Origin of the sequence: Paenibacillus sp. FSL R7-0026 (assembly GCF_038004485.1) — a bacterium.
GTDB classification, from domain to species: Bacteria; Bacillota; Bacilli; order Paenibacillales; family Paenibacillaceae; genus Paenibacillus; species Paenibacillus xylanexedens_A.
Map to the genome: position 1 here is coordinate 4097169 of NZ_JBBORG010000001.1, position 23449 is coordinate 4120617.

Here is a 23449-nt window from a genome sequence, read left to right on the forward strand (position 1 = left end):
TTGATCCTATATAATAAATAATTTATTTCATTATCCGATATATTATGTTTGCTTTCGACAAAAAAGAACCTCAGGGCTGTTTAACCAGCCTTGAGGTTCTTTTCGTTTTCCTTTTTCATCATAACGCCAGCATCTTGTAACATCCATTCAATGAAGCAACCGTAACCCGATTTTGGATCATTCACGAATACATGAGTAACTGCACCGATCAACTTACCGTTTTGCACGATGGGACTGCCACTCATCCCTTGAACGATACCTCCGGTCTTATCCAGCAGTTTCGGGTCCGTAATTCGAAGTACCAGACCTTTTGTTGCTGGTTCAGTTTGATCTGCCACATGAACAATGTCAATCGAGAAGCGTTCAACTTGTTGACCGTCAACCACGGTAAGTATTTCGGCCGGTCCTTCTTTGACTTCATGAGAAAAAGCGACGGGAATACCTTTCGAATACAGACTGTGCTCAGGATTTCCGGACATTTTACCAAAGATGCCAAAAGCCGTATTACGTTCAATATTGCCCAAAATTTTGCTTTCCTTGAGGAAATGAGCACGTTTTTCACCCGGATCACCGGTCTCACTTTTAGAAATGGACGTCACATTAGACTGAACGATCTGACCACTACCCACAACAATAGATGTTTGTGTGTTCATATCTGTAATGACATGGCCCAGTGCGCCGTATACGCCCTGATCTGGAGCATAGAAGGTAAGTGTGCCAACACCAGCTGCAGAATCACGAATGTACAATCCAAGCCTCCACGCTTGATCCTCGGAGTCATACGCCGGAGTTAATCGTGTCTTCACCGTTTCCTTACCACGTTTTAACACAACATCAATACCTTTTTTACTTTTCCCTGCAAGTTCAACGGCTTCAGAGACACCTGCTACGCCATCCAGACGTTTTCCATCCATATGCGTAATCAGATCTCCCAGCTTAATGCCCGCTGTTTCTCCGGGCGATACACGCTCATCCTGACCGGAACGGACCAGATGATGTCCAACCACCAGAATGCCTGCCGATTTAACCTTAACGCCAATGGTTTGTCCCCCGGGTACAACACGCAAATCCGGTATCACATTCACATGGACTGTTTTGACCGGAATTTTACCCCACAACTTCAACGTTAATTTGGCATGTCCCGTCTGTTGAGGGTGAAGATGCAAAGGTTGTTGCCTGGTAACATGCATCGCTGCCTGATCATCCAAACCAACGATATCAGGACGATCTACAACGGCGCTTGAAACAGCAGGTACAGCGAGCCGGACATCCGCTTGCCTGCCAGCAAACACCTGCAATTCATCCGGCAGTGAAGCATAACTTTGCACAGGCTGAATGGCCTGGCTAATCACACAAAGAAAGAAGGCAAATAAAAGACCTAGCAATTTCTTCCTGAGGGGGGAATTCAATGGCTGTCACACTCCCTTTGCTTCTTTCGCTTGACGAAAGGTGGTCGCCAATTGCGTACCTATAAGATAACCTCGCCCCCAGGCTTTTATTACTGTCAATCATTACGCCAGCCGTCCGTTTCACCCTTTTTTGGCTTCCGCCAAATTCAGCATTTCCTGTGCGTGATGCAGCGTTTTTTCTGTAATTTCCACGCCGCCCAGCATACGTGCCAATTCCTTCACTCTGCCTTCGTCTGACAGCGATTCCACCTGCGTCATCGTCCGTCCATCGTAGACATGTTTCTCAATGAGATACTGATGATCTGCCATACAAGCCACTTGTGGTAAGTGAGTTATTGAGAAAACCTGGCAAGTCGAAGACAAGCGGAACAGTTTTTCCGCAATGGATTGAGCTGCTCTACCGCTAACTCCAGTATCAACTTCATCAAAAATCAACACAGGTATCCGGTCATGTCGCGCAAAGATACTCTTCATCGCCAGCATCATTCTCGACAACTCACCACCTGAAGCAATTTTGCCAAGTGGTCGTAATGGCTCACCCGGGTTCGGTGAGATCAGGAATTCCGCGTTGTCCGCACCATGACGATTCAGACGAATACGGCGTCCATTCCATTCAATGCCCTTCGGATCTTCAAAAGGAGTAATCTGAACACGCAGTGTAGTCCGCTCCATTTGCAGATCCTTGAGCTCGCTTTCCACCTGTGCAGCAAGTTCCTCGGCGCATTGTTTGCGAACCTTGCTGAGCTCTTCAGCAGACTCCATCACAAGGTTAAGCATTTTATCACGTTCAGTTCGCAATTTCTCCAGCCGTTCGTCCTTGTTCTCCAGTTGGTCGGTTTCATGGCTAATCTGATCATAATAGCTCAGAATAAGTTCAACACTGTCCCCGTATTTCCGTCTGAGGCCAGAAATCAGATTCAGCCTTTGCTCCACTTCTTCCAGCCTTGCCGGATTAAATTCAATCTTCTCACGGTAATCCCTTAACTGAAATGTTGCATCTTCCAATTGATAAAATGCGGATTGCAGCTGTTCTACGATTGGTTGCAGTCCTTTGTTATCATATCCAGAAATGTCTTCAATTCTCGAAAGAGCAATGCTCACAGCTTCAAGTCCACGTTGACCACTGAGGAGATCATATGCACCAGCAACACTGTCCATCATTTTCTCACTATGGGATAGTTTGACCCGTTCTTCCCCGAGTAATTCATCCTCGCCTTGTGTAAGGCTTGCTGCTGCGATCTCCTCAAGCTGAAAGCGATACATGTCCAAGAGTTGATATGCCCGCTGACTGGACTCCTGAAGCGCACGCAGTTCTTTTTCCGCCGTGATAAACTTGCTGTAACGCTCCTGGTACTTCGCTTTGATCGGTCCGATGACTTCCGATCCATAAGTATCGAGAAGCCCCAGATGGCTCTCTGCACGCAGCAAACTCTGATGTTCATGTTGTCCATGAATATTGATCAGCTTCTCGCCTACTTCCCGCAGCATGGTCAGATTGACCAATTGCCCATTAATGCGGGACGTACTTTTTCCCTGAGTATTCAACTCACGTCGAATGACCAAATGCTCTTCAGGCTCACAATGGATACCCAGCTTCTCTAATGTCTGCCATACCGGATGACTCTGCTCCATCTCGAACAAGGCTTCCATCTCTGCCTTCTCACATCCGTACCGGATCAGATCAGCTGAACTTCGTCCACCTGCAATTAAGCCAAGTGCATCTATAATAATCGACTTCCCTGCACCCGTTTCCCCTGAAAGTACATGGAATCCCGGGTGGAATACAACGTCCACTTCTTCCACCACAGCCAGATTACGAATCGATAACGTAACTAACATCTGCAAAAACACCTCCGGATGACTAACTCAGATATTATGTTTTTGAACCATTACTTTAAGCAATGTAACCCATGATCCGCTCAATAACGGTCACACTGTTACCTTCAGTCCGGCAGATAATCAGAATGGTATCATCTCCACAGATCGTGCCCATGACTTCATTCCACTCAATATTATCAAGCAAAGCTGCAATGGAGTTGGCTGTTCCTGGCAAACATTTCATCACAACCAGATTGTTTGTGTGATCAATGTGCAAGAAGTTGTCAACGAGTGCACGCTTCAACTTTTGAATCGGATTATATCGTTGATCTGTCGGTAAAGAGTACTTGTATCTTCCATCATCCATCGGAATCTTGATTAACAGAAGTTCCTTGATATCCCGGGATACCGTCGCTTGAGTCACCTGAAAACCTGATTTGCGCAGTGCTTCAACCAGATCATCCTGGGTCTCAATTTCATTTTGACTAATGATTTCACGAATCTTGATGTGCCTTTGTCCTTTCATACATGCCTCCAGTTAGATGTATTGCAATAAAGCAGCAATTGTAATTCGCCGCAGACTTTGCCCTGCAATGTTCATTCTTTTATATTAGTCCAGATCATCCCCATCATACACATCTTCCTGATAGTCCATGAGCCTGATTAACTTAATATCGGAATCCTCCACGTCAACATACAGCAATCCTTCACAGCCAGGATATAACAACAGATAATTGAGGAAGCGATCCCTTAGCGCAGGGCCGGTCATTTCAATTGGCTGTCTGCGACGAGACGTTTTCACGAGGTATCTGAGATCCTCACGTTCTGCAACATAATCAATGAATAATCTGCTGTAATAAACGGATTCATTGGCCTCAAAAGCCAGAGGGACTTTCATTTTGCCACCGATGACTTCGTAACCCTGTGCTTCAAGCAAATCCAAGGCCGGGGAATCTTGAATCTTCACGTTCAGTTGCATTCCAGACAAGCTTACCGGCATCGGTCGGTTCACCCAATTACGCAAGCCAAAGAACAGCCACAAGATCAAACAGAATGCAAGTACAACTATAACGATTGTGTCATATTGACCATCCATTATCGCTCACCTCGAAGACATATTCGAGGTTCAGTAACGATTTCCCTTTACATCAATCACCTTTCCAGCGAAAAGAAACCCATCTTATGATGAGTTTCCCGTAAATGTATGAGCTGCTTCCTTTGCAACTTGCTCCGCAAGTGCGTCAAGTGAAGCTGGATTGATCTCTGGTTGTGTTGCCTCTGGTGCTTCCAGACGCCAATGTGCAAGAAATTCTATATTACCTTCTCCACCGGTTATCGGTGAAAAAGTTAAACTCTGCAGATGCAAACCAAGTTGACTGGCAAAATGAAGCATCGTCTGCAATACATCCTTGTGTACCTTCGTATCACGTACCACACCGGACTTGCCTACTTTTTCACGCCCTGCCTCAAATTGAGGTTTAATCAATGCAACGATATCTGCAGGTTGTTTCAAAAGAGCCAGAAGTGGCGGCAATATGATTCGCAGTGAAATGAACGACACATCGATACTCGCAAAGTTCGGCACGGGTCCCGCCAGATCTTCGGGAGTCACATAGCGGAAATTAGTTCGTTCCATAACAGTAACCCGCTCATCATTACGCAAAGACCAGTCGAGCTGATTATAGCCCACATCAATAGCGTAGACGTGAGATGCGCCATGCTGAAGTGCACAATCCGTAAAACCGCCGGTGGATGAACCAATGTCGAGCATGACAAGTCCATTCATATCAAGACCGAAATGACGGATCGCTTTTTCGAGCTTCAATCCGCCTCTGCCGACATAGGGATGTACCGAGCCTTTAACTTTCAGCTCGGCTTCCCTTGGAATTTTCATGCCCGCCTTTTCGATCGGCTCATTATTGGCATATACCAGTCCAGCCATGATTGCAGCTTTTGCCTTCTCACGACTTTCATAATAGCCCTGCTCAACCAGCAGAACATCAATTCGTTCTTTCGGGAGTGACATGTCTGTCTCCTATCATGTAAATTTACGAAGGAAAACGTGTTTTGGGTATGCCGTAAGATGATTGAACAGCCATCTTGCGCAGTTCAGCACATACATTTTCAACGGTAAGACCCACTTCCTCACGTTGTTCCTTAATACTGCCATGCTCGATGAAGCGATCCGGAATCCCCATCAATTGTACATGAACATCATGCAGTCCCTGTTCTGCATAAAACTCCAGAACTGCGCTACCCATGCTGCCTGCTTGGGATGTTTCTTCAAGTACAATCAATTTGGTGCCTCGAACAGCTAAATCACGCAACATTTGCTCGTCAAGAGGTTTCAAGAAGCGAGCGTTGATTACGCCTGCTGTGATCCCTTCCCGCTTCACCATCTCTGCTGCTTCTTCTGCAAGCTGCACCATTGAACCTGAAGCGATGACAGCATATCCCTCTGATGGACGCAGTTGCTCCCATGATCCGATTGGAATCGGAACAAGTACATCATCCAGAGGTACACCCACCACATTGTTTCGTGGATAACGGTAAGCAATTGGACCTTCATTATAATCAAGCGCCGTTTTCATCATGTGACGCAATTCATTTTCGTCTTTTGGCATCATCAGAACGATATTTGGAATATGGCGCATAAATGCCACATCGTATACCCCTTGATGTGTTTCCCCATCCGGACCAACAAACCCGGCACGGTCAATAGCAAACATCACGTTAGCGTTATGACGGCAAATATCATGTACAATCTGATCATATGCACGTTGCATAAATGTGGAATACACTGCGAAGACCGGCTTCAAGCCTTCCATAGCCAGTGCAGCACACATGGTCGCCGCATGCTGTTCTGCGATCCCTACGTCAATCATGCGGTCAGGAAATTCCTTACTGAACGGAATAAGACCTGATCCTGTAGGCATTGCTGGCGTTACCGCTACGATCCGCTTATCCTGCTTCGCAAGATCAATTAACGTTTGACCAAACACTTCCGTGTACATCGGTTTTCCGACTGCCTTCAGCACTTGACCGGATTCAATTTTGTACGGAGAAATCCCGTGCCACTTGTGCGAATCGGCTTCTGCTGGCTGATAACCTTTGCCTTTGGTCGTGAGCACGTGAACGAGTACAGGACCATCAACGTTATCTGCCTGTTTGAAGGTTTCGATCAATTTGGGAATATCGTGCCCATCAATCGGTCCCAAATACGTGAAGCCCAGTTCTTCGAAAAGAACACCTGGTACCATCATATATTTGACACTATCTTTGATCCAGCTTGCCGATTTGGCCAAACGATCCCCAATAGCTGGAATTTTTTTAAGCATTCCCTCGACATCATCTTTTGCTTTCAGATAATGACGATCCGAACGAATCTTGCTCAAATATTTATGCATGGCCCCAACGTTTGGAGCAATGGACATTTCATTATCATTCAGAATAACCATCAGTTTTCTCTGCTCATGACCGATATGATTAAGGGCCTCAAAAGCCATACCACCTGTAAGGGCTCCATCACCAATCATCGCGATAACTTGGTTGTCCTCACCCTTCAGATCACGTGCAAGGGCCATCCCCATCGCAGCGGACAATGAAGTACTGCTGTGTCCAGCTTCCCATACATCATGTTCACTTTCGTTGCGTTTGACAAATCCGCACAGGCCGTTATGTTGACGCAATGTATCAAAGCGATCCATACGCCCTGTCAGGACTTTATGCACATAAGCCTGATGCCCTACATCAAAAATCATTTTGTCTGCTGGACTGTTATAGCAGTAATGCAGGGCTACCGTGAGCTCAACCACGCCTAAGTTGGGTGCGAGATGCCCACCTGTAACAGACAGTTTCTCAATCAGAAACTGCCGGATCTCTGCCGACAAAAGGGCAAGATCATCCTGAGACATCGACTTTAGATCACTGGGTTGTTTAATTTGTGGAAGCAGCACGAGAATCTCCCCGCTTTCCTAGATTGTTTAGTTATTGTTGTAAATCGATATATACATTATGAATCAAATGACATTAAATCATTATAACATAAAAGAACAAGAATCATAATTTACTGCACTATACTCCCGATAACGAGCATTCTCGCCAGCAAGTTATTTAAAATTCTTCTCCATATGTATTCACGCATCCACTCGGGACAGACTTTTTCCATCCACTCGGAAAAAGGACATTACATTCATTACACGGTTAAACAGGTTTTGAAACAGCGCGTTTTATTCAAATCTAATGGTCTCGACTCATCAGATAATCTGCAATTTCCAGCAATCTGGATGCATCAGGTAACTCCGCTCTTTCGAGTGCGTCTTTTGCAGATTGGGTAAGGGATTTCACTTCATCTACAGAAGCCTCCATGCCAATAAAATAAGGATATGTTACCTTCTGCTGATTCACATCGCTCTGTGTTTTCTTGCCCATCTTCTGCTCGTCACCCGTCAGGTCGAGAATATCATCCTGAATCTGGAACGCCAGCCCCAGATCACGGCCAAACACACGTAAGGCTTCCAATTGTCCTTCCGTTGCTCCACCAATTCGTGCTCCAGCAATGAGTGAGAAAACAATCAGGTCACCTGTTTTGTGCAAATGAATATATTGGAGCTGTGAAAGATCAGTCATGCCTTGTTCGCCTTCCATATCCGCAACTTGGCCGCCGACCATACCTCTTGCTCCAGCAAGTTCGGACATGTCCTCTACGATGGACAGCAACGCATCTGCCGCCACACCACTACGGCGTCCAGCTTGAACAATGCTATAAAAAGCATGGGTTAACAGCGCATCACCTGCCAATATGGCTGTTGCTTCACCATATACCTTATGATTCGTTAATTTTCCCCTGCGGTAATCATCATTATCCATAGCAGGCAGGTCGTCGTGGATCAGTGAATACGTATGAACCATCTCCACGGCGCAGGCTACCGGCATTGCAGCTGTACGCTGTGCACCGAAGGCTTCCGCCGCAGCAACGACCAGAAGAGGACGAAGGCGTTTGCCTCCGGCCATGAGTGAGTACTGCATCGCATCCGTCAACGATTGGGGTACATCCCAGTGATCGGGAAGCGTGTGTTTCAACGCTTCTGTCACCTCCGCTGTGACCTCTTCGAGGTATGCTTGAAACGAAGGACGATTACTCATGGACTTCACCGCTCTCATCGTCAGCAGTTCCGAAAGGCTTCTTGCGAAGCTCTCCATCTTCTTCTACGATCATCTCGATCTTGCGTTCCACTTGTTCCAGCTTCAGACCGCAAAGTTGCGAAAGTTTCATCCCGCGTTGAAACAGATCGATGGCCTGTTCCAACGGAACATCACCATGTTCCAGCTGACCTACGATGTCTTCCAATGCCGCCATTGCCTCTTCAAAATTCAATTCCGGTTCATTCGCCATGGGTATTGTCGTCCTCCTTCATTCCCCAAACCTGACAGTCCAGCTGTCCGTCTGTTAATTTAATCTTAATTGAATCTCCAGGCTGTACATCCTTCGTCGACTTGATCAATCGCTGTTCTTGCTCATCATAGACAAGGCTGTATCCCCGTGACATGACTTTAAGCGGGCTAAGCGCATCCAGATGCCGCACAGATGATTTCCACTGTTGCTGCTTCGATCTGGTTATAGACCTGATCGCAAGTTCCAGTTGTCTGCGTGCTGCCGCATTCTCACGGCGTGCTGCATTGACCTGCTCACGAGGATTGAATCGTTGCAGTGCTGCCCGCAGACGCTCCTGCTTCTCTCCTGTCCATTTCATACGCGTATCCACTGTTCTCAAAAGACGTTGGTGCATCATATCCAGTCGTTCCGTGTGCTGCATCAAGGTACGTCTTGGATGAACCAGCACTGGCGAACGCTGTAATCTTGCGAGCCGTTCACGATTATGTACAGCACGCTGACGTAAGCTGTGCTGTAACTGGCGCTGACGTTGTCCGATCTGATCAAGCAACTCAGCTCGATTAGGTACAGCTAATTCAGCAGCTGCTGTAGGTGTAGCCGCACGCAAATCGGCTGCAAAATCAGCAATAGTGAAGTCCGTTTCGTGCCCAACCGCAGAAATGACAGGAATATCCGAAGCGACTATTGCTCTTGCCACAATCTCCTCATTAAAGGCCCACAACTCCTCCAGTGAACCGCCTCCGCGTCCAACGATAAGTACATCGGCTTCTCCCATCCGGTTCAGGTTGCCAATCGCTTTGACAATGGAAGGTGCTGCACCCTTCCCTTGAACCAGAACCGGATATAAAACAACCTTGGCAGAAGGGTATCTGCGCTGGAGTGTGATCATAATGTCTCGCACCGCCGCTCCCGTCGGTGAAGTTACAACCCCGATGGTCTGTGGATAACGAGGGATCTGTCTTTTTTGCGAAGGTGAAAATAACCCTTCATCCTCAAGCTTTTTCTTCAGCTGTTCGTAAGCCAGATACAGACTTCCAATTCCGTCCGGTTGCATATGGGTAGCGTAGAATTGATACTGCCCATCCCGTTCATACACCGAGACATTACCACGGGCAATAACCCTTGCACCCTCCTTCGGTACAAAGGGTAATCGCTGGTTATGGGACGCAAACATAATGGACTTGATCCGGCTGTCCTTGTCCTTCAATGTAAAATACATATGGCCGCTGGAGTGATGTGTGAAATTCGAAATCTCCCCGCGCAGCCAGACGTCCGACAGGACCTGATCCGATTCCAGTTTCATCCGGATGTATCGGTTCAGGTCTTTGATGGAGTAGATCTTTTGATCTGCCACAGACAAAACCCTAGGCCAATCCGTGAGCGCGCTTGGCAGCGATCAATGTATTTTGCATTAGCATTGTGATTGTCATCGGACCAACACCACCTGGAACGGGTGTAATTGGACCAGAAACTTCTTTCACACTCTCGAAATCAACGTCTCCTGCCAGTTTGCCATTCTCCAAACGGTTCATGCCGACATCGATAACAACAGCACCTGGTTTCACAAAATCAGCATCCACAAAATTAGCACGGCCGATGGCTACAACTAAAATGTCAGCCTGACGTGTAATTTCTTTCATGTTGGCTGTGCGGGAATGACACATCGTTACCGTTGCATTCTCACGTTGCAGCAACAGCGATACCGGTTTACCAACGATGTTGCTTCGTCCAATGACTACCGCATGTTTACCGGACATTTCCAACCCAGTACGTTTGATCAGTTCAATTACACCCGCTGGGGTACATGGAAGCAGACTATCGTCTCCTATAACAAGATTACCAACATTGACTGGATGGAACCCGTCTACGTCTTTATCCACGGCAATTGCGTCAATGACCGCTTTCTCTTCGATATGCTTCGGTAGTGGAAGTTGAACCAAAATTCCGTTAATGGATTCTTGATTGTTCAGCTTGTCCACCAGCGCAAGCAGATCTTCTTGGGACGTATCTGCATCCAAGCGATGCACTTCGGAGTAGAAACCGAGGTCGTGACATGCTTTTTCTTTATTACGCACATAGACTTGGGATGCCGGATCTTCCCCGACGAGCACAACAGCCAGACCAGGTACTACCCCCTGTTCGCTAAGCTGTTTTACTTCTGTTGTCATGCTTGCGCGGATCTCTTGGGATACTTCTTTACCGTTAATAATAGATGCTGTCATTGTACTCTCTCTCCCTTATGTGAATATAAATTTAGAGGTTGTTCAAAAAGCCCGCTTTTGATTTCGAAGGATACTGAAAACCGGTCTTTTTGAACACACACTATAATTAATCATAACTTAAGATAATTTTGCTTTAATGGCGTCAACTTCCTGAATCATGCGTCCAAGTACACCATTGACGAACTTACCGGATTCTTCTGTACCAAAATATTTGGACAGTTCAATCGCTTCATTGACCGATACCTTTGCCGGAATGTCATCACGAAACACCATTTCATACGTGGACAGTCGTAGAATCTGGCGATCTACACGTGACAGACGGCTAATCTGCCAACCTTTCAAATAATCCACGAGCAGACCGTCAATGGCTTCCTTATTGTTCCAGGCTCCTTGTACAATGTCAGTAACATAAGTACGCATTACATCTTCATCGCGAATAACTACTTCGGTTTCATTATCTTCAGCAGCTTCATTGATTAACATGTTTACAGCTTCTGCTGCACCTACCTCATTCATTTCCATCTGATACAGACTTTGTACTGCAATTTCCCTTGCCAAACGTCTTTTCATGTCCTGCCTCCTGCAGCGCTCCGTCTGGAGCGTCATCATGCTTATTTTAAAATCATGCAACCATCACATCTTATCCAGTATCGGTTAGATCGATGGCTTACACGGTATTGTTATTGTTATCCCTTTTCACAAAAAAACCTGCAATACGTTTCCTCCAAAAAACGGGCAACCTAAACTACAGCTCTATTTTCGGAAGAAACATATTGCAGGGTTCAGGTAGGTCACTTAAACGGACGCCAGCGATCGCCCAGCCATTGTCCCCACTCCCTCCAGGGAATGGACGAACCCAGCTTCGAATCGCTTCGTCTGCCTAATGTATAACCGATGAACACCAAGAGTGCAAAGAACAACATATCCCAAAAACCGATCCATACATAAAGAAATCCAAAAAAGATGCCGCCGATAATACCGGTAATTCGGCCTCTGTGACTATCCCAAATCTCTTTCCACAGCATCAGTGAAACTCACCTCATTCCACTCGACTCTTGTAGTTAGGCGACTGGGTTACATTAGCGATATACACCGTGACAAAAGAAACCGGGATGCCCGTAATCTCTTGTACATGATCATGTATCGCCTTTTGCAGATCAGAAGTCAGCGCAGGAATAGGTGTCTCACCATCCACTACCGCACGGATCATAATCTCCAGTCCTGACTCAACCACACGTATGCGTGCCTTGACATCACGTACTCCCCGGAAACGGGAAGTTGCCTTCAAACAGAGATTCTCAATCGTCTCCATCGAAATCTGTACATCACCAAACTCAGTACGTTGATCTACAGACGGCAACGATGCACGCTCACGCCGAACCGAGATGTAGAAAAATCGCAAACTCAGGATAAACAAAATCGCTGCTGCAATAACCGACGCAACAATAACGTTTTGTTCCTGCTGGTAATTCAATTCGTAAGGCAGCACACCGCTAATCAGAAGAATGACGGCTGCCGATATTGCTCCAACGCTTATGCTGTATATAAACAACAGAAGCCGATCCAGTATTTTAGCCACGAACTGCACAGCCTCCCTTGCTCACTAACATGACTTAACCTGTTCACTAGCAAAAAATCAGATCCTCATCTAGCTTTCGCTATAATGAAGACCTGTCCAAGACGGGATAACCCCCGGCAGATGATGCCGGGGGAACCTGTCTTCTTTTATTTTACGCGCTGACTGTTCAGGTCGATCTCTTCCACTTTTTCGGTGCTCTTGAACTGAACGTCATGAATGTGCACATTCACTTCATTCACATTCAATCCTGTCATGTTCTCGATGGAACGTTTCACGTTCTGTTGAATCTCCGTAGCTACTTGTGGCAGACGGTATCCGTACTCGATAATTACGGAAACATCAACTGCAGCTTCACGTTGGCCCACTTCAACTTTAACGCCTTTGGAAAGGTTTTTGCGACCAAGCAATTCAGCAAATCCGCCAGCGAATCCGCCACTCATGCCTGCAACACCTTTCACTTCAAGGGTCGCCAATCCAGCAATCACTTCAATAACTTCAGGTGCGATCTGGATTTCACCGATATCCGTTCGTTCAAATTCAGTCGGTAGTGTACTCATAACTGTTCAACACACCTTTCGCGAGATAAGTTTGCGGCCATCCGTCAGGGCGCTGGACTCAGGTTAATCAACCTTCAGAACCCTTCCGGTCCGGCTTTACCGGAACTCCTGCAAACATCCGCGAGGTGCGGGCTTATCCTTTGCAGGAGACATGCGCTCTTATTATTCATACTATATCATTTGGGCTACATTATGACAAACAAGCCCAATATACCTTTTAAATCTCGTTTTCCTCAAGAAATTTGATATCAAAGTCACCACGAATGAACGTTGGGTGCTCCAGCAATTTCTGATGGAAAGGAATAGTTGTAGATATGCCTTCAATTGCAAATTCCCCAAGCGCACGTTTCATCTTGGCAATCGCCTCTTCACGATTCGCTCCCCACACAATCAATTTTGCAATCATGGAGTCATAGAAAGGTGAAATGGTATAACCCGGATAAGCAGCACTATCTACACGAACGCCAGGTCCTCCCGGTGCAAGGTAGAATCCGATTTTGCCTGGTGATGGCATAAAGTTACGGTCAGGATCTTCTGCATTAATACGACATTCAATGGACCAGCCATTGATAACCACGTCTTCCTGACGGAATGAGAGTGGGTTGCCTTCAGCTACCGAGATCATCTCACGGATCAGATCCACGCCAGTAACCATCTCAGTTACCGGGTGCTCTACCTGAATACGCGTATTCATCTCCATGAAATAGAACTCGCCATTCGGGCTGAGCAGGAACTCCAATGTACCCGCTCCCGAGTAATCTACAGCAAGGGCAGCCCGTACCGCAGCTTCACCCATCAGTGTACGCACATCTTCGGAGAGAATCGGACACGGAGCTTCTTCTACCAATTTCTGGCGACGACGCTGAACCGAACAATCACGCTCTCCCAAATGTGCTGCATTTCCGTGTTTATCCGCAATGATCTGAATTTCCACGTGTTTCATACCTGTCAGGAATTTCTCCAGATATACACCTGCATTGCCAAATGCCTTTTGTGCTTCCTGCTGAGCAGCGGTAATCTGCTTAATCAGCGTTTCTTCATCTTCGGCAATACGAATTCCCTTACCTCCGCCACCAGCAGTAGCTTTGATAATGATAGGATATCCGATATCTCTAGCAATCATGATGGCTTCATCCATATTTTCAACAAGGCCGTCTGATCCAGGAATAACAGGTACTCCTGCATCTTTCATCGTCTGTTTGGCAACAGCCTTGTCACCCATTTTGGTGATGGCTTCAGGAGAAGGTCCAATAAACGTAATATTGCAAGACTCACAAATTTCCGCAAAATCAGCATTCTCCGCCAGAAAACCATAACCAGGGTGGATTGCATCACATTCCGTCAGTGTGGCTACACTCATCAGGTTTGTGAAGTTGAGGTAACTGTCCTTAGACAGTGTCGGTCCGATACAATAAGCCTCATCTGCAAGACGAACATGCAGAGAATCCTTGTCCGCTTCCGAATAGACGGCTACCGTTGAGATGCCGATTTCACGGCAGGCACGAATAATACGTACCGCAATCTCTCCACGGTTCGCAATCAGTATTTTTTGAAATTTCATTTCGTTTTGTCCTCCTTCGAAGCTCATGCGGTTAGCTGTTTACCAGCTATAACGGTTATTCCGGTTTCACCAGGAAAAGGGGCTGCCCATACTCGACCAGCTGTCCGTTCTCAACCAGCACTTCAACGATTTCTCCCTTGATGTCCGCATCAAGCTCGTTCATCAGCTTCATAGCTTCGATGATACAAACCGTTGTTTTCTCAACAACTTTATCACCAGCGCTCACAAAAGGACCCGCTTCCGGCGAGGAAGCTCTGTAAAAAGTACCTACCATCGGAGATACAATTTTATGTAAATGACTTGTAGTATCGACCTGCGGTGCAGCTTCACTTACCACTGCTGCCGGCTGTACTTGCGGAGCAGCAATCATTTGCGGTTGCACAGCAGCTGCTTGAACATACTCCGTTTTGCCCGGTTTGCGGATTGATAACCGTGATCCTTCATTTTCAATTTCCAACTCTTGAACGGAACTTTCATCTACCAGTTTAATCAGTTCTTTGATTTCACTCAATTTAAACATTTCCATTATTCACTCCTTCGGCATCATGCCAGTCTCACTAGGACGGTCATATGGCTTTATGTATTATATCATAATCATTAAAAATGGAAAGAGCCCGAGAGTACAACCAGCTCCCGGGACTGTATTTCCATGATTTGGATTACTGTTCTGTGACGTATTGCACGCTGATTTTGTTCTGTGAAACCGCCAATTCTTTCATAACCAGATCCACAATGGATACCGCCTGTTTTACATCCAGTTTGTCACTGAGAACCACAACTTTATACTTGTCGGCATCTTCTTCAACGATCGCATTAGCGAACTGTTGAGAGAGCGTCTCCTCAATGCCAGTGATTTTAGCTTCTTTTTCTTCCAGTGTACGGAGTTGCTCCGTTGCTTTGGCATTCTCCTCTGGCGTTTTGCTCAGATCACCTGCCACGGTCATCAGTTCCTCATACTTACGATTGTTGCTTTCCTCACGTTGCCACTGGTAGTTCTGGAACTGGCTGCTCGCAGATGCTGTCGTATTCTGCTCTTCCATTTCCTTGAGGACTTCCTCATCTGTCTTGGTTGCAGTGCCGTCTGTCTCCGGTGTAGTTGTTGTCCCTTTGTCGGTCTCTTTGTTGGTTTCTTTGCCTGCCTCACCCTTATTCTCGCCTGGTTCGACAGCAGGTGTTTTCTCTGTATTTCCAGCTTCTTTACCTTCCGTAGCCGCCGGTTCTTCCACAGCGCCAGCCGCACTTGGATCACTTTCAACTTCGCCGCTATTCACCACTTCATTCACAACCAAACCTTCTGTAGGATCAAGAATGCCTGCCGTCTCCTTTGCTTCCCCTTGCTTGATTCCATCCACTTGCTGACTGTCAGCCACCGGCGCGTTGACTGGACCGGAATCCTCAGTGAACAGATAATACGCGGACAAAATGACCATCAGACTCAGCATGGAAACGAGCCATACCGTTTGACGTTTGTTATTCATTAGAACTTCCTCCTCAAATTGGCTTCAATCTTATGAGAATTGAATCTTGTGATTCAACACATCAGATTAGTCTTGTTTGCGCGGTACAACCGAGATCCGGTAGGCTGCCACATTCAGTCCTTTTTCCACAGCATCGGTTATCAGGTCCTTCACAACCTTGTTCTCTGCACCCCTCGCAACCACAAGCACCCCACGGATCTGCGGTTTGAGCTTTTTGGTCACTATAGGTGTCTGATCCCCTGCTATTTCGTAAGTAATAATCTCGCCATCACGGGTATATTGCGTCATATGCCGTTTGCCCCCGCTAGCATCGGTTTCTTCGGTAAGTTGCTGAGAATCCTTCACGTTCCGCTGAACGACCAATTCTTCTGTGGAATCCACGGTAACCATCACATCAACCGTTCCCACACCAACAATGTTTTCCAGCACACCTTTGATTTTGTCTTCAAACGCAATTTCGATCGCCTGAAAAGGATTCTGTTCCGACGGATCACTCTGTATGGATGCCATGGATGTTGCCGGGTCCGGTGGTTCCCGACCGATATTTTCGGAATCAATTTTTTTGACATTGACGAAGGAATTGAACAGCATGATTCCCACCCCGATCAAACCCAGGATAATCAGCCAGCGGAAGGTTTGACTTCGCCTTGCCCCACCCTCTCCGCCACCCATCCAGGTTTCCATCTTTTTGAACCATTGTTTCATCGGACACCCTCCTTCTCAGAGCACTTCAGCACTTTTTGGTTCTGTCACTTGAACGTTGTTTGCATCAACATCCCACTTTTCAGTCAACAATGTAATAATCTGTACTGCATGTTCAGACCTTGTGGACGTCTCACCTTGCTGCTTCGTCTCATCTGCTTGATCACGTATAACAGGCTCGGAAGACGCTTCATTTCCATCATGTTGCCCTCTACTCACATCAATCTGTACATCAGGCACTTCAATCTGACCGATCTGGATGGGCTGTTGTATTTGATGTGATTTATCCTTCTCGACTTCTGTGTCTGTTCCAAATATGGGTTGTGTGTTAGCAGCGACTTCTTGCTGCCCTGCCTTCACTTCTCCTTCTGCACCCTCTCCGGCCATCTCGACCAACACACGCTGGATCACAGGCAGTTCGACTGATGAGGCAGCTTCCATCTCGGTTTCATATTTACTCATGGTCAGCTGTACCTCTACGGACCGCACCCTCGCTCCTGTTGTTTCTTCAATCTGACCTTTCATGACATTAGCCAGTTCTTTGGCTGTCCATTGTAAGGATTGTTCCTGTTCACCCGCTTGCAGCCGTTTGCCCTGAGCTAATATCTGTTCGAGTGTCGCATTCCCATCCGATGGAGCATCCATTGCCGACATGGCCCGTTTCAGTTCGCCAACCGGATCACTTTTGAGCAGCTTGGTTATGGGTGATAAAAGGGTCAGCAGGATGAGAAGGCTCAGCACAAGCTTGACATAACGTTCCATGGATCGATTGGGCAACAACATATCCACAAAAGTCGCCAGCAGGACGATCATAATCAATTCCTGGAGCCAGTTGCTCAGCCACCCCATCCTTTCCACCCCCTTTTTTGCCAACATACATTCAGCGCATCATGACAGTCAGATTGCCCGCGGTCAGCAAGATGGTAATGGCCAGGAAAAACATCAGCCCGACGGCTGCGAGCGCCGCAAATACGTAGATCATGCTCTTGCCGATGGCCTGGAGGCATCCTACAATCGGGGTGTCTCCTAGTGGTTGCATAATGGCACCAGTTACGTTGTATATCAAGGCAAGAGCCAGGATCTTGAGTGCCGGAAAGGCACAGAGAAACAAAATGATGATCACTCCGGTGAGTCCAATTGCATTTTTGACAAGTAAAGAAGCTGTAATTACCGTATCCGTTGCATCCGCAAATGTTCTGCCCACAACAGGGACAAAGTTGCCTGCGATGTATTTGGCGGCCTTCAGGCTAACTCCATCCGCTACGGAGCCCGATGCTCCCTGAACCGAGATTACACCCAAAAACATCGTCAGCAGGATACCCAGCAGTGCCACACTAATATTGCGCAGGAGGTCTGCCAGCTGTGTCAGCTTGTACTTGTCAGACAATGAACTGACGAGATGCAGAACAGCTGAGAAGAAGAGTAACGGGAATACCAGCAAGTGAATCAATGTACTCACCAGATGAATCATGAAAATGATGAGTGGATGTGTCACCGAGACGGTGATGACATTACCCATGGACGCAAGCAGTGTGAATAACAAGGGAACCATGGCCATCATGAAGTTGATCATGCCAGTTATGGCATCCTTGGCGTATCCAATCGCCACACTGAAGCTGTTGATTGCAATAATGATGATGACCATATAACAGATGGAATAGGCGATTTTGCTAATATTATTTTTCTCAAATGCGGTCTGAAGCGTCTCCAGAATCATGCTGAGTACACTTAACATCACAATCGTGACCAGAAGTTTGCCATTATATAAAATTTCATGCAGCATGAAGGTTCCTATCGCTACAAACACCGATTTCAGGCTGAACCCTTCATTGCCGGGGATTAACATATCCATGAAGGAAGGGGTCTTCCCATCCGGGAAGAAACCACCGTATTGTTGCATCAGTTGATCCCAGTATTTCTCCACCTGATCCTTGGGAAGCTGATCGGCCTGCTGCTCCATCCACTCACCGGAAGGCGAGGTTGCAGTAACCTGTCCCAGGATACCAAACAGAAAACAGAGCATCAGCACAACCGTAAGGCGCCACTGCGGCTTATGATGCATTGATTTCATATGAAGTCCGCACGCCCTTTCTACACCGGCATCAGCTTCATGACGGTTTCGATAATAATGCTGATGATCGGTATAGCAAGTACAAGGATCAGTACCTTACCAGCCAATTCGATCTTGGACGCAATGCTCTCCTGACCTGCATCCCTGACAATCTGTGCGCCAAATTCAGCGATGTACGCTATGCCAATAATTTTCAGCACCGTTTTCAGATAAATACTTTCCATGCCTGAATTCTCGGCAAGCCGCTTCAACACTTCGATGACTGCTCCGATTTTGCCAATCAACAACATGAAGATGACAATGCCGGTCGCGGCAGCAATCAGAAAGGCAAACATCGGTTTCTGTTCCTTAATGACCAGAATGAGCACTGTTGCGATAAGCGCCAAACCTACAACTTGGATAATTTCCACAGGTCACCACCATCCGGCTTCATGACCGTTTTTCATTGAAAAAGAAATATCGATTTGATCTCTTGTAGCAGGCTGTCCAGCATACGGACCACCATGAACAATACAACGACAAATCCGATTACGGTCACCCAGTGAGCCATATCTTCCTTTCCCATTTGTTTCAGTACCGTGTGAATCATGGCAATAATGATTCCGATACCCGCAATTTGAAAGATTGCGTTCACTTCTAGATTCATGACCTTGGCACCTCACTATCCCGGCTATTTCAGAAGATCAGAATGACGATTAACGCTCCGACAAGCATCCCGAGGCTTCGGCTCATTCGTTCATATTTCATTTGATCGGCCTGGGCGCGGGATTCCTCATGCATTAGTTGTTGAATGGCTAACGATATATGTTTGGTCTGATCCTGACGGTCACTTGTGCCAAGGCTGAAGCTTAATTGCAGCATCACTTCCTTCTCGTCAGCCTTCATGGCCGATCTTCCCCACGCCAGATCCACGCCTGACTGCAGACTTTCCCGGGCAGTGAGTCCATGAGGAGGTTCCATCTGTGTAGCTGCATGAAGGAACAGCGTCTTTACAGGTTCTTTGGTCTGTGCTCCCATCTTGCCCATGGCATCGGGAAGTGGAGTGAGCCCATAGTTAATCTCCGTCATTAGTCGCTGGAGGGCTGCAATGAGTTCTCGCAACTGTCTCGGTCTTAATGCATACTGTCTGGCCTTGTAAAATCCGGCGAGGGTGCTGGCTAACAGAATGATTACCGCACCAAACATGTTAACCAAAGGCTTCACCTCCTGCCCCGGTCTGCTGCAACCCACGCATTTTGCCATCAGCCAGCCGAAAGGTCATGCCCCGGCTCGTCCGTTGCAGCTGGACATAACGTTGAAACATCTGCTCCGTAATTAAGGTTCTGAGGGCGGGTCTGGCCGACAGCTCCGATAGGTCACGGCCATGCGCAGTCGCAATTACTGAGACGCCTGCATGCAGGGCTTCCATCACCGCCTCGGCATCCTCCGGACGACCGATCTCGTCCACAATCAGGACATCGGGCGACATGGAGCGAAGCATCATCATCATGCCCTCAGCCTTCGGACAACCGTCCATCACATCTGTTCGGGGACCTACGTCGAAGCCAGGTACTCCTTTGTAGCTACCAGCGATTTCGGACCTTTCATCCACAATGCCCACTTTCAGACGTGGACGTATTCCCTGAACCAGTTCAGTTCCCCCTGTAAGCTTTGTACCACTGCTAATTTGTCTCGCCAGATCTCGCAGCAACGTCGTTTTCCCTTGTTGTGGTGGTGATAGGATCAACGTGTGCAGGACCTGTCCGCTCTTCATATCGAGAAGATAAGGAAGAATACGATCAGCTACTCCATGTACTTCACGGGCTACCCGAACGTTAAACCCGTTGATGTCACGCAGGTATTCGACACGCCCACCGCTTAGTACCGTTCGTCCAGCAAGCCCGATTCGATGTCCCCCAGGTATGGTGATGAACCCTTTGCGCAGTTCCTCTTCCAATGTATAAAGTGAATGGTTACTGATCAGGTCCAGCAACCTGTGCGTCACTTCTTTCTGAGGAACATACGCTTCTTCAGGATTCCCGGTCGGACAACCTTGAGGTGTCAGGAAGTGGTATGTGTTGCCTGCATTAATCTCCAGGGGTCTGCCTTCTCGAATACGTACTTCCTCCACTTGTTCCAATAGAGCGGGTGGCATTCTTCCGAGAATGGTTCGGATCGGTTCCGGAAAAAGTTCCCTCCAGTTCACCTTCATGAGTAGGCTCCTCCAACCTTGAGATCATTTGGTTCACACTTCTGGCGCTTGTTCATATCTCAAGTTTATGCCTGTACATTTAATTTATGACGCTGAAATCTATCAATTCTTCAGAATACGGTTGAGAGTTGAAACCATAGATCCACCTTCGTTTCTAGGCACCCGTCTAGATGTGCATGCATATAGTAATTGCAGATAGGTAAGTTCCATTCCGGTTCAAAACAGAACTACCGATCCCCAGATACAGAAAGGAGTTGTGGGGAGTGCGAGTTGATGTCGTTGGCAATGTGAATGAAGTACGTACCATTGATATTGCGGGGCGAAGTGCAGTTGTCATTGATGTATTGTGTACGACCAGTACGATTGTTACGGCTCTGGCGTATGACGCTTCGGCTGTGATTGCCGTAGAGACCGTTCCACAAGCCAAACAAATGGAAGTGAAAGATTGCATTCGAGGCGGGGAGCGTTTTGACAAAAAAATCACCGGATTCGAAGTGGGGAATTCCCCCTATGAATATATGACTGCAGGCATTGCAGATAAAACAATCATTCTAACCACAACCGATGGAACCCGAGCGTTGATCAAGGCTTCCAAGGGGAAACATGTATTCGCTGGTTCATTTCTCAATGTGCAGGCTGTTGCAGCAGTTCTATGTGAACTTCAACGAGATGTATTGCTGTTATGTGCGGGGAACCAGGATGAATTTGCTCTTGAGGACGGCTTGTGTGCTGGATGTATCATCGATGAACTGCACCGTCAATCCTGTTCTCCCCTCCAACTTAACGATCTCGGCATCGTTCTTCATCAGGCGGTATCCCAATGTCAGGAGAGCATCCCGGATCTGGTGCAGAGATCTGTTAGCGGGCGGAGGCTTGAAAAGTTAGGCAGAGTTCATGATATTTCGTATTGTTCTCAATTAAACCTGCTGGATTGTGTTCCCGAGATGGGGGAGGGGAACCGCATGCAGCCTTATAGAGGCATACGCGGGGGAAAGATGTTCAAGTTGATGTGATAATTACCATGACAAAACAAAAAAGGTGTACTGCTGCCCGTTGGCAACAGTACACCTTTGCTAATTTATATACATAGCGAATACTTATCTGCGATCTTGAGGTCCACCGATAACGGCTTGCTCGGCAGTGTCGAGATCATATGCTGTATGCAATGCCTTAATGACATCATGCAGCTTATCTCCGTCAATAACACAAGATACTTTGATCTCGGAAGTGCTCACCATCTTGATACTCACGCCTTCAGCGGAAATGACTTTGAACATCTTCGCAGCTACACCAGGATGACTGACCATGCCTGCGCCAACAATGGAGATTTTAACGAGGTTCTCCTCTGATGTGACTTCACGGTAAGGCAAACGGCTGTGAAGGCCTTCAATGACACGTAATGCGTTCTCACGATCAGACAGCGCCACAGAGAACGAGAAGTCCGCTTTGCCATCCATCACACCGCTCTGAACGATAATGTCCACATCCAGCTGATTGGATGCAAGCGCACCAAATACTTCGGCCAGAACTCCTGGTACATCCGGCACACCCAGAATACTGATGCGAGCCACGTTTTTGTCATAGGCAATACCACTAACCACTACGCCTTGTTCCATTGCTGCTTCCTCCTTCACAACCGTTCCTTCATTATGGTTAAAGCTGGATCTTACAATTAAAGGTACACCGGAATGCTTCGCGTACTCTACTGCACGCGGATGCAGCACCGCTGCTCCCAAATTAGCGAGCTCCAGCATTTCGTCATACGATATTTCCTTCAGCTTGCGCGCAACCTTAACGATCCGCGGGTCCGTAGAGTATATTCCGTCTACATCCGTATAGATCTCACACGCATCAGCCTTAATTGCTGCCGCCAGCGCTACAGCTGTTGTATCTGAACCACCACGACCCAGCGTTGTGATCTCGCCGTCTTCCGTCATGCCCTGGAAGCCTGCAACAATAACAATGTTGCCCTCGGCAAGTGCTGCATTCACTCGGTCAGGTTGAATATCATGAATACGTGCTTTTCCGTGAACCGGCTCTGTGCGGAATCCCGCTTGCCAGCCCGTAAACGATACTGCCTTACGTCCAAGCGCTTGAATAGCCATCGACAACAAAGAGATCGAAATCTGTTCTCCTGTCGTTAAGAGCATATCCATCTCACGAGCAGGCAGATCACTATTCAGTTGTTTTGCCTGATCAATCAAATCATCTGTTGTATCCCCCATGGCCGAAACCACAACTACACACCGATGTCCTTCATCAGCTTTTTCTACAACACGTCCGGCTACACGCTTCATGCGTTCTGTATCTCCGACCGAGCTGCCCCCAAATTTCATGACGTACAATGACAACGCAAATCCACTCCCTACCTTGTGCAGTATGCATAATTAATGTCCATCGTCATTATTCTCTACGAGAAATGACTTTAACCCAGTATATTACGAAAGCGTCTGATAGGCTAATCTT

At 47.2% G+C, this 23449-nt stretch carries 26 protein-coding genes; 1 reads left to right on the forward strand and 25 read right to left on the reverse strand.

The window, feature by feature from the left end; all coding sequences use genetic code 11:
- Positions 1–80: 80 nt before the first annotated feature.
- From spoIVB to spoIIIAA, 24 genes are all read right to left on the reverse strand, one after another.
- Positions 81–1409, reverse strand: coding sequence for a SpoIVB peptidase (gene spoIVB, locus MKY44_RS18085; protein ID WP_340017847.1), 1329 nt, complete (start codon positions 1407–1409; stop codon positions 81–83).
- A 120-nt stretch (positions 1410–1529) separates the two neighbouring features.
- Positions 1530–3248, reverse strand: coding sequence for a DNA repair protein RecN (gene recN, locus MKY44_RS18090; RefSeq protein WP_341008068.1), 1719 nt, complete (start codon positions 3246–3248; stop codon positions 1530–1532).
- A gap of 55 nt (positions 3249–3303) precedes the next feature.
- The gene (gene ahrC / locus MKY44_RS18095; protein WP_017687604.1) at positions 3304–3753 is read right to left on the reverse strand and encodes a transcriptional regulator AhrC/ArgR; all 450 of its coding nucleotides are present in this window, start codon (positions 3751–3753) and stop codon (positions 3304–3306) included.
- Positions 3754–3837: 84 nt separating this feature from the next.
- Positions 3838–4323 (reverse strand): hypothetical protein, encoded by a 486-nt coding sequence (locus MKY44_RS18100; RefSeq protein WP_341008069.1) that lies wholly within the window; start codon positions 4321–4323, stop codon positions 3838–3840.
- Positions 4324–4407: 84 nt separating this feature from the next.
- Complete coding sequence (locus tag MKY44_RS18105) at positions 4408–5253, reverse strand: TlyA family RNA methyltransferase (protein ID WP_341008070.1); 846 nt, start codon at positions 5251–5253, stop codon at positions 4408–4410.
- 22 nt (positions 5254–5275) lie between these two features.
- Complete coding sequence (gene dxs, locus MKY44_RS18110) at positions 5276–7183, reverse strand: 1-deoxy-D-xylulose-5-phosphate synthase (protein ID WP_133385416.1); 1908 nt, start codon at positions 7181–7183, stop codon at positions 5276–5278.
- Between the two features lie 283 nt (positions 7184–7466).
- A complete protein-coding gene (locus tag MKY44_RS18115) occupies positions 7467–8372 on the reverse strand; it encodes a polyprenyl synthetase family protein (protein ID WP_373865046.1) in 906 nt (301 codons plus the stop codon).
- On the reverse strand, positions 8365–8622 hold the full coding sequence (gene xseB / locus MKY44_RS18120; protein ID WP_017687599.1) for an exodeoxyribonuclease VII small subunit: 258 nt from the start codon (positions 8620–8622) through the stop codon (positions 8365–8367). The genes MKY44_RS18115 and xseB overlap by 8 nt, the downstream gene beginning before the upstream one ends.
- A complete protein-coding gene (xseA, locus tag MKY44_RS18125) occupies positions 8612–9976 on the reverse strand; it encodes an exodeoxyribonuclease VII large subunit (protein WP_341008071.1) in 1365 nt (454 codons plus the stop codon). Before xseA ends, xseB begins: the two co-directional genes overlap by 11 nt.
- 10 nt (positions 9977–9986) lie before the next feature.
- Positions 9987–10844, reverse strand: coding sequence for a bifunctional methylenetetrahydrofolate dehydrogenase/methenyltetrahydrofolate cyclohydrolase FolD (gene folD / locus MKY44_RS18130; RefSeq protein ID WP_341008072.1), 858 nt, complete (start codon positions 10842–10844; stop codon positions 9987–9989).
- A gap of 117 nt (positions 10845–10961) precedes the next feature.
- Positions 10962–11414: a transcription antitermination factor NusB gene (nusB, locus tag MKY44_RS18135; protein ID WP_341008073.1), complete on the reverse strand. Its 453-nt coding sequence runs from the start codon at positions 11412–11414 to the stop codon at positions 10962–10964.
- 221 nt (positions 11415–11635) lie between these two features.
- Positions 11636–11869 carry a DUF2273 domain-containing protein gene (locus MKY44_RS18140; RefSeq protein ID WP_017687595.1) on the reverse strand — a complete coding sequence of 78 codons (234 nt, stop codon included), beginning with the start codon at positions 11867–11869 and terminating at the stop codon, positions 11636–11638.
- A 14-nt stretch (positions 11870–11883) separates the two neighbouring features.
- Positions 11884–12423 (reverse strand): alkaline shock response membrane anchor protein AmaP, encoded by a 540-nt coding sequence (gene amaP / locus MKY44_RS18145; RefSeq protein WP_017687594.1) that lies wholly within the window; start codon positions 12421–12423, stop codon positions 11884–11886.
- Positions 12424–12569: 146 nt separating this feature from the next.
- Positions 12570–12980, reverse strand: coding sequence for an Asp23/Gls24 family envelope stress response protein (locus tag MKY44_RS18150; RefSeq protein ID WP_017687593.1), 411 nt, complete (start codon positions 12978–12980; stop codon positions 12570–12572).
- A 217-nt stretch (positions 12981–13197) separates the two neighbouring features.
- On the reverse strand, positions 13198–14541 hold the full coding sequence (gene accC / locus MKY44_RS18155) for an acetyl-CoA carboxylase biotin carboxylase subunit (protein WP_036614375.1): 1344 nt from the start codon (positions 14539–14541) through the stop codon (positions 13198–13200).
- A 55-nt stretch (positions 14542–14596) separates the two neighbouring features.
- A complete protein-coding gene (gene accB, locus MKY44_RS18160) occupies positions 14597–15061 on the reverse strand; it encodes an acetyl-CoA carboxylase biotin carboxyl carrier protein (RefSeq protein ID WP_036614903.1) in 465 nt (154 codons plus the stop codon).
- A gap of 139 nt (positions 15062–15200) precedes the next feature.
- On the reverse strand, positions 15201–16019 hold the full coding sequence (locus tag MKY44_RS18165; RefSeq protein WP_341008074.1) for a SpoIIIAH-like family protein: 819 nt from the start codon (positions 16017–16019) through the stop codon (positions 15201–15203).
- Positions 16020–16085: 66 nt separating this feature from the next.
- On the reverse strand, positions 16086–16724 hold the full coding sequence (spoIIIAG, locus tag MKY44_RS18170) for a stage III sporulation protein AG (protein WP_036614381.1): 639 nt from the start codon (positions 16722–16724) through the stop codon (positions 16086–16088).
- A 15-nt stretch (positions 16725–16739) separates the two neighbouring features.
- Positions 16740–17570 carry a stage III sporulation protein AF gene (gene spoIIIAF, locus MKY44_RS18175; RefSeq protein WP_341008075.1) on the reverse strand — a complete coding sequence of 277 codons (831 nt, stop codon included), beginning with the start codon at positions 17568–17570 and terminating at the stop codon, positions 16740–16742.
- A 31-nt stretch (positions 17571–17601) separates the two neighbouring features.
- On the reverse strand, positions 17602–18744 hold the full coding sequence (spoIIIAE, locus tag MKY44_RS18180; RefSeq protein WP_397376270.1) for a stage III sporulation protein AE: 1143 nt from the start codon (positions 18742–18744) through the stop codon (positions 17602–17604).
- A gap of 68 nt (positions 18745–18812) precedes the next feature.
- Complete coding sequence (gene spoIIIAD, locus MKY44_RS18185; RefSeq protein WP_017687586.1) at positions 18813–19202, reverse strand: stage III sporulation protein AD; 390 nt, start codon at positions 19200–19202, stop codon at positions 18813–18815.
- A 32-nt stretch (positions 19203–19234) separates the two neighbouring features.
- Positions 19235–19438, reverse strand: coding sequence for a stage III sporulation protein AC (gene spoIIIAC, locus MKY44_RS18190; protein WP_017687585.1), 204 nt, complete (start codon positions 19436–19438; stop codon positions 19235–19237).
- Between the two features lie 29 nt (positions 19439–19467).
- Positions 19468–19986, reverse strand: coding sequence for a stage III sporulation protein SpoIIIAB (spoIIIAB, locus tag MKY44_RS18195; protein ID WP_036614389.1), 519 nt, complete (start codon positions 19984–19986; stop codon positions 19468–19470).
- Positions 19979–20983 (reverse strand): stage III sporulation protein AA, encoded by a 1005-nt coding sequence (gene spoIIIAA / locus MKY44_RS18200; RefSeq protein ID WP_036674989.1) that lies wholly within the window; start codon positions 20981–20983, stop codon positions 19979–19981. Before spoIIIAA ends, spoIIIAB begins: the two co-directional genes overlap by 8 nt.
- A gap of 263 nt (positions 20984–21246) precedes the next feature.
- Here spoIIIAA and MKY44_RS18205 point away from each other — a divergent pair, with 263 nt between their 5' ends.
- A complete protein-coding gene (locus MKY44_RS18205; protein WP_341008076.1) occupies positions 21247–21996 on the forward strand; it encodes a 2-phosphosulfolactate phosphatase in 750 nt (249 codons plus the stop codon).
- Between the two features lie 84 nt (positions 21997–22080).
- Here MKY44_RS18205 and MKY44_RS18210 read toward each other — a convergent pair whose 3' ends face one another.
- Positions 22081–23334: an aspartate kinase gene (locus MKY44_RS18210; protein ID WP_047843625.1), complete on the reverse strand. Its 1254-nt coding sequence runs from the start codon at positions 23332–23334 to the stop codon at positions 22081–22083.
- Positions 23335–23449 lie beyond the last annotated feature (115 nt).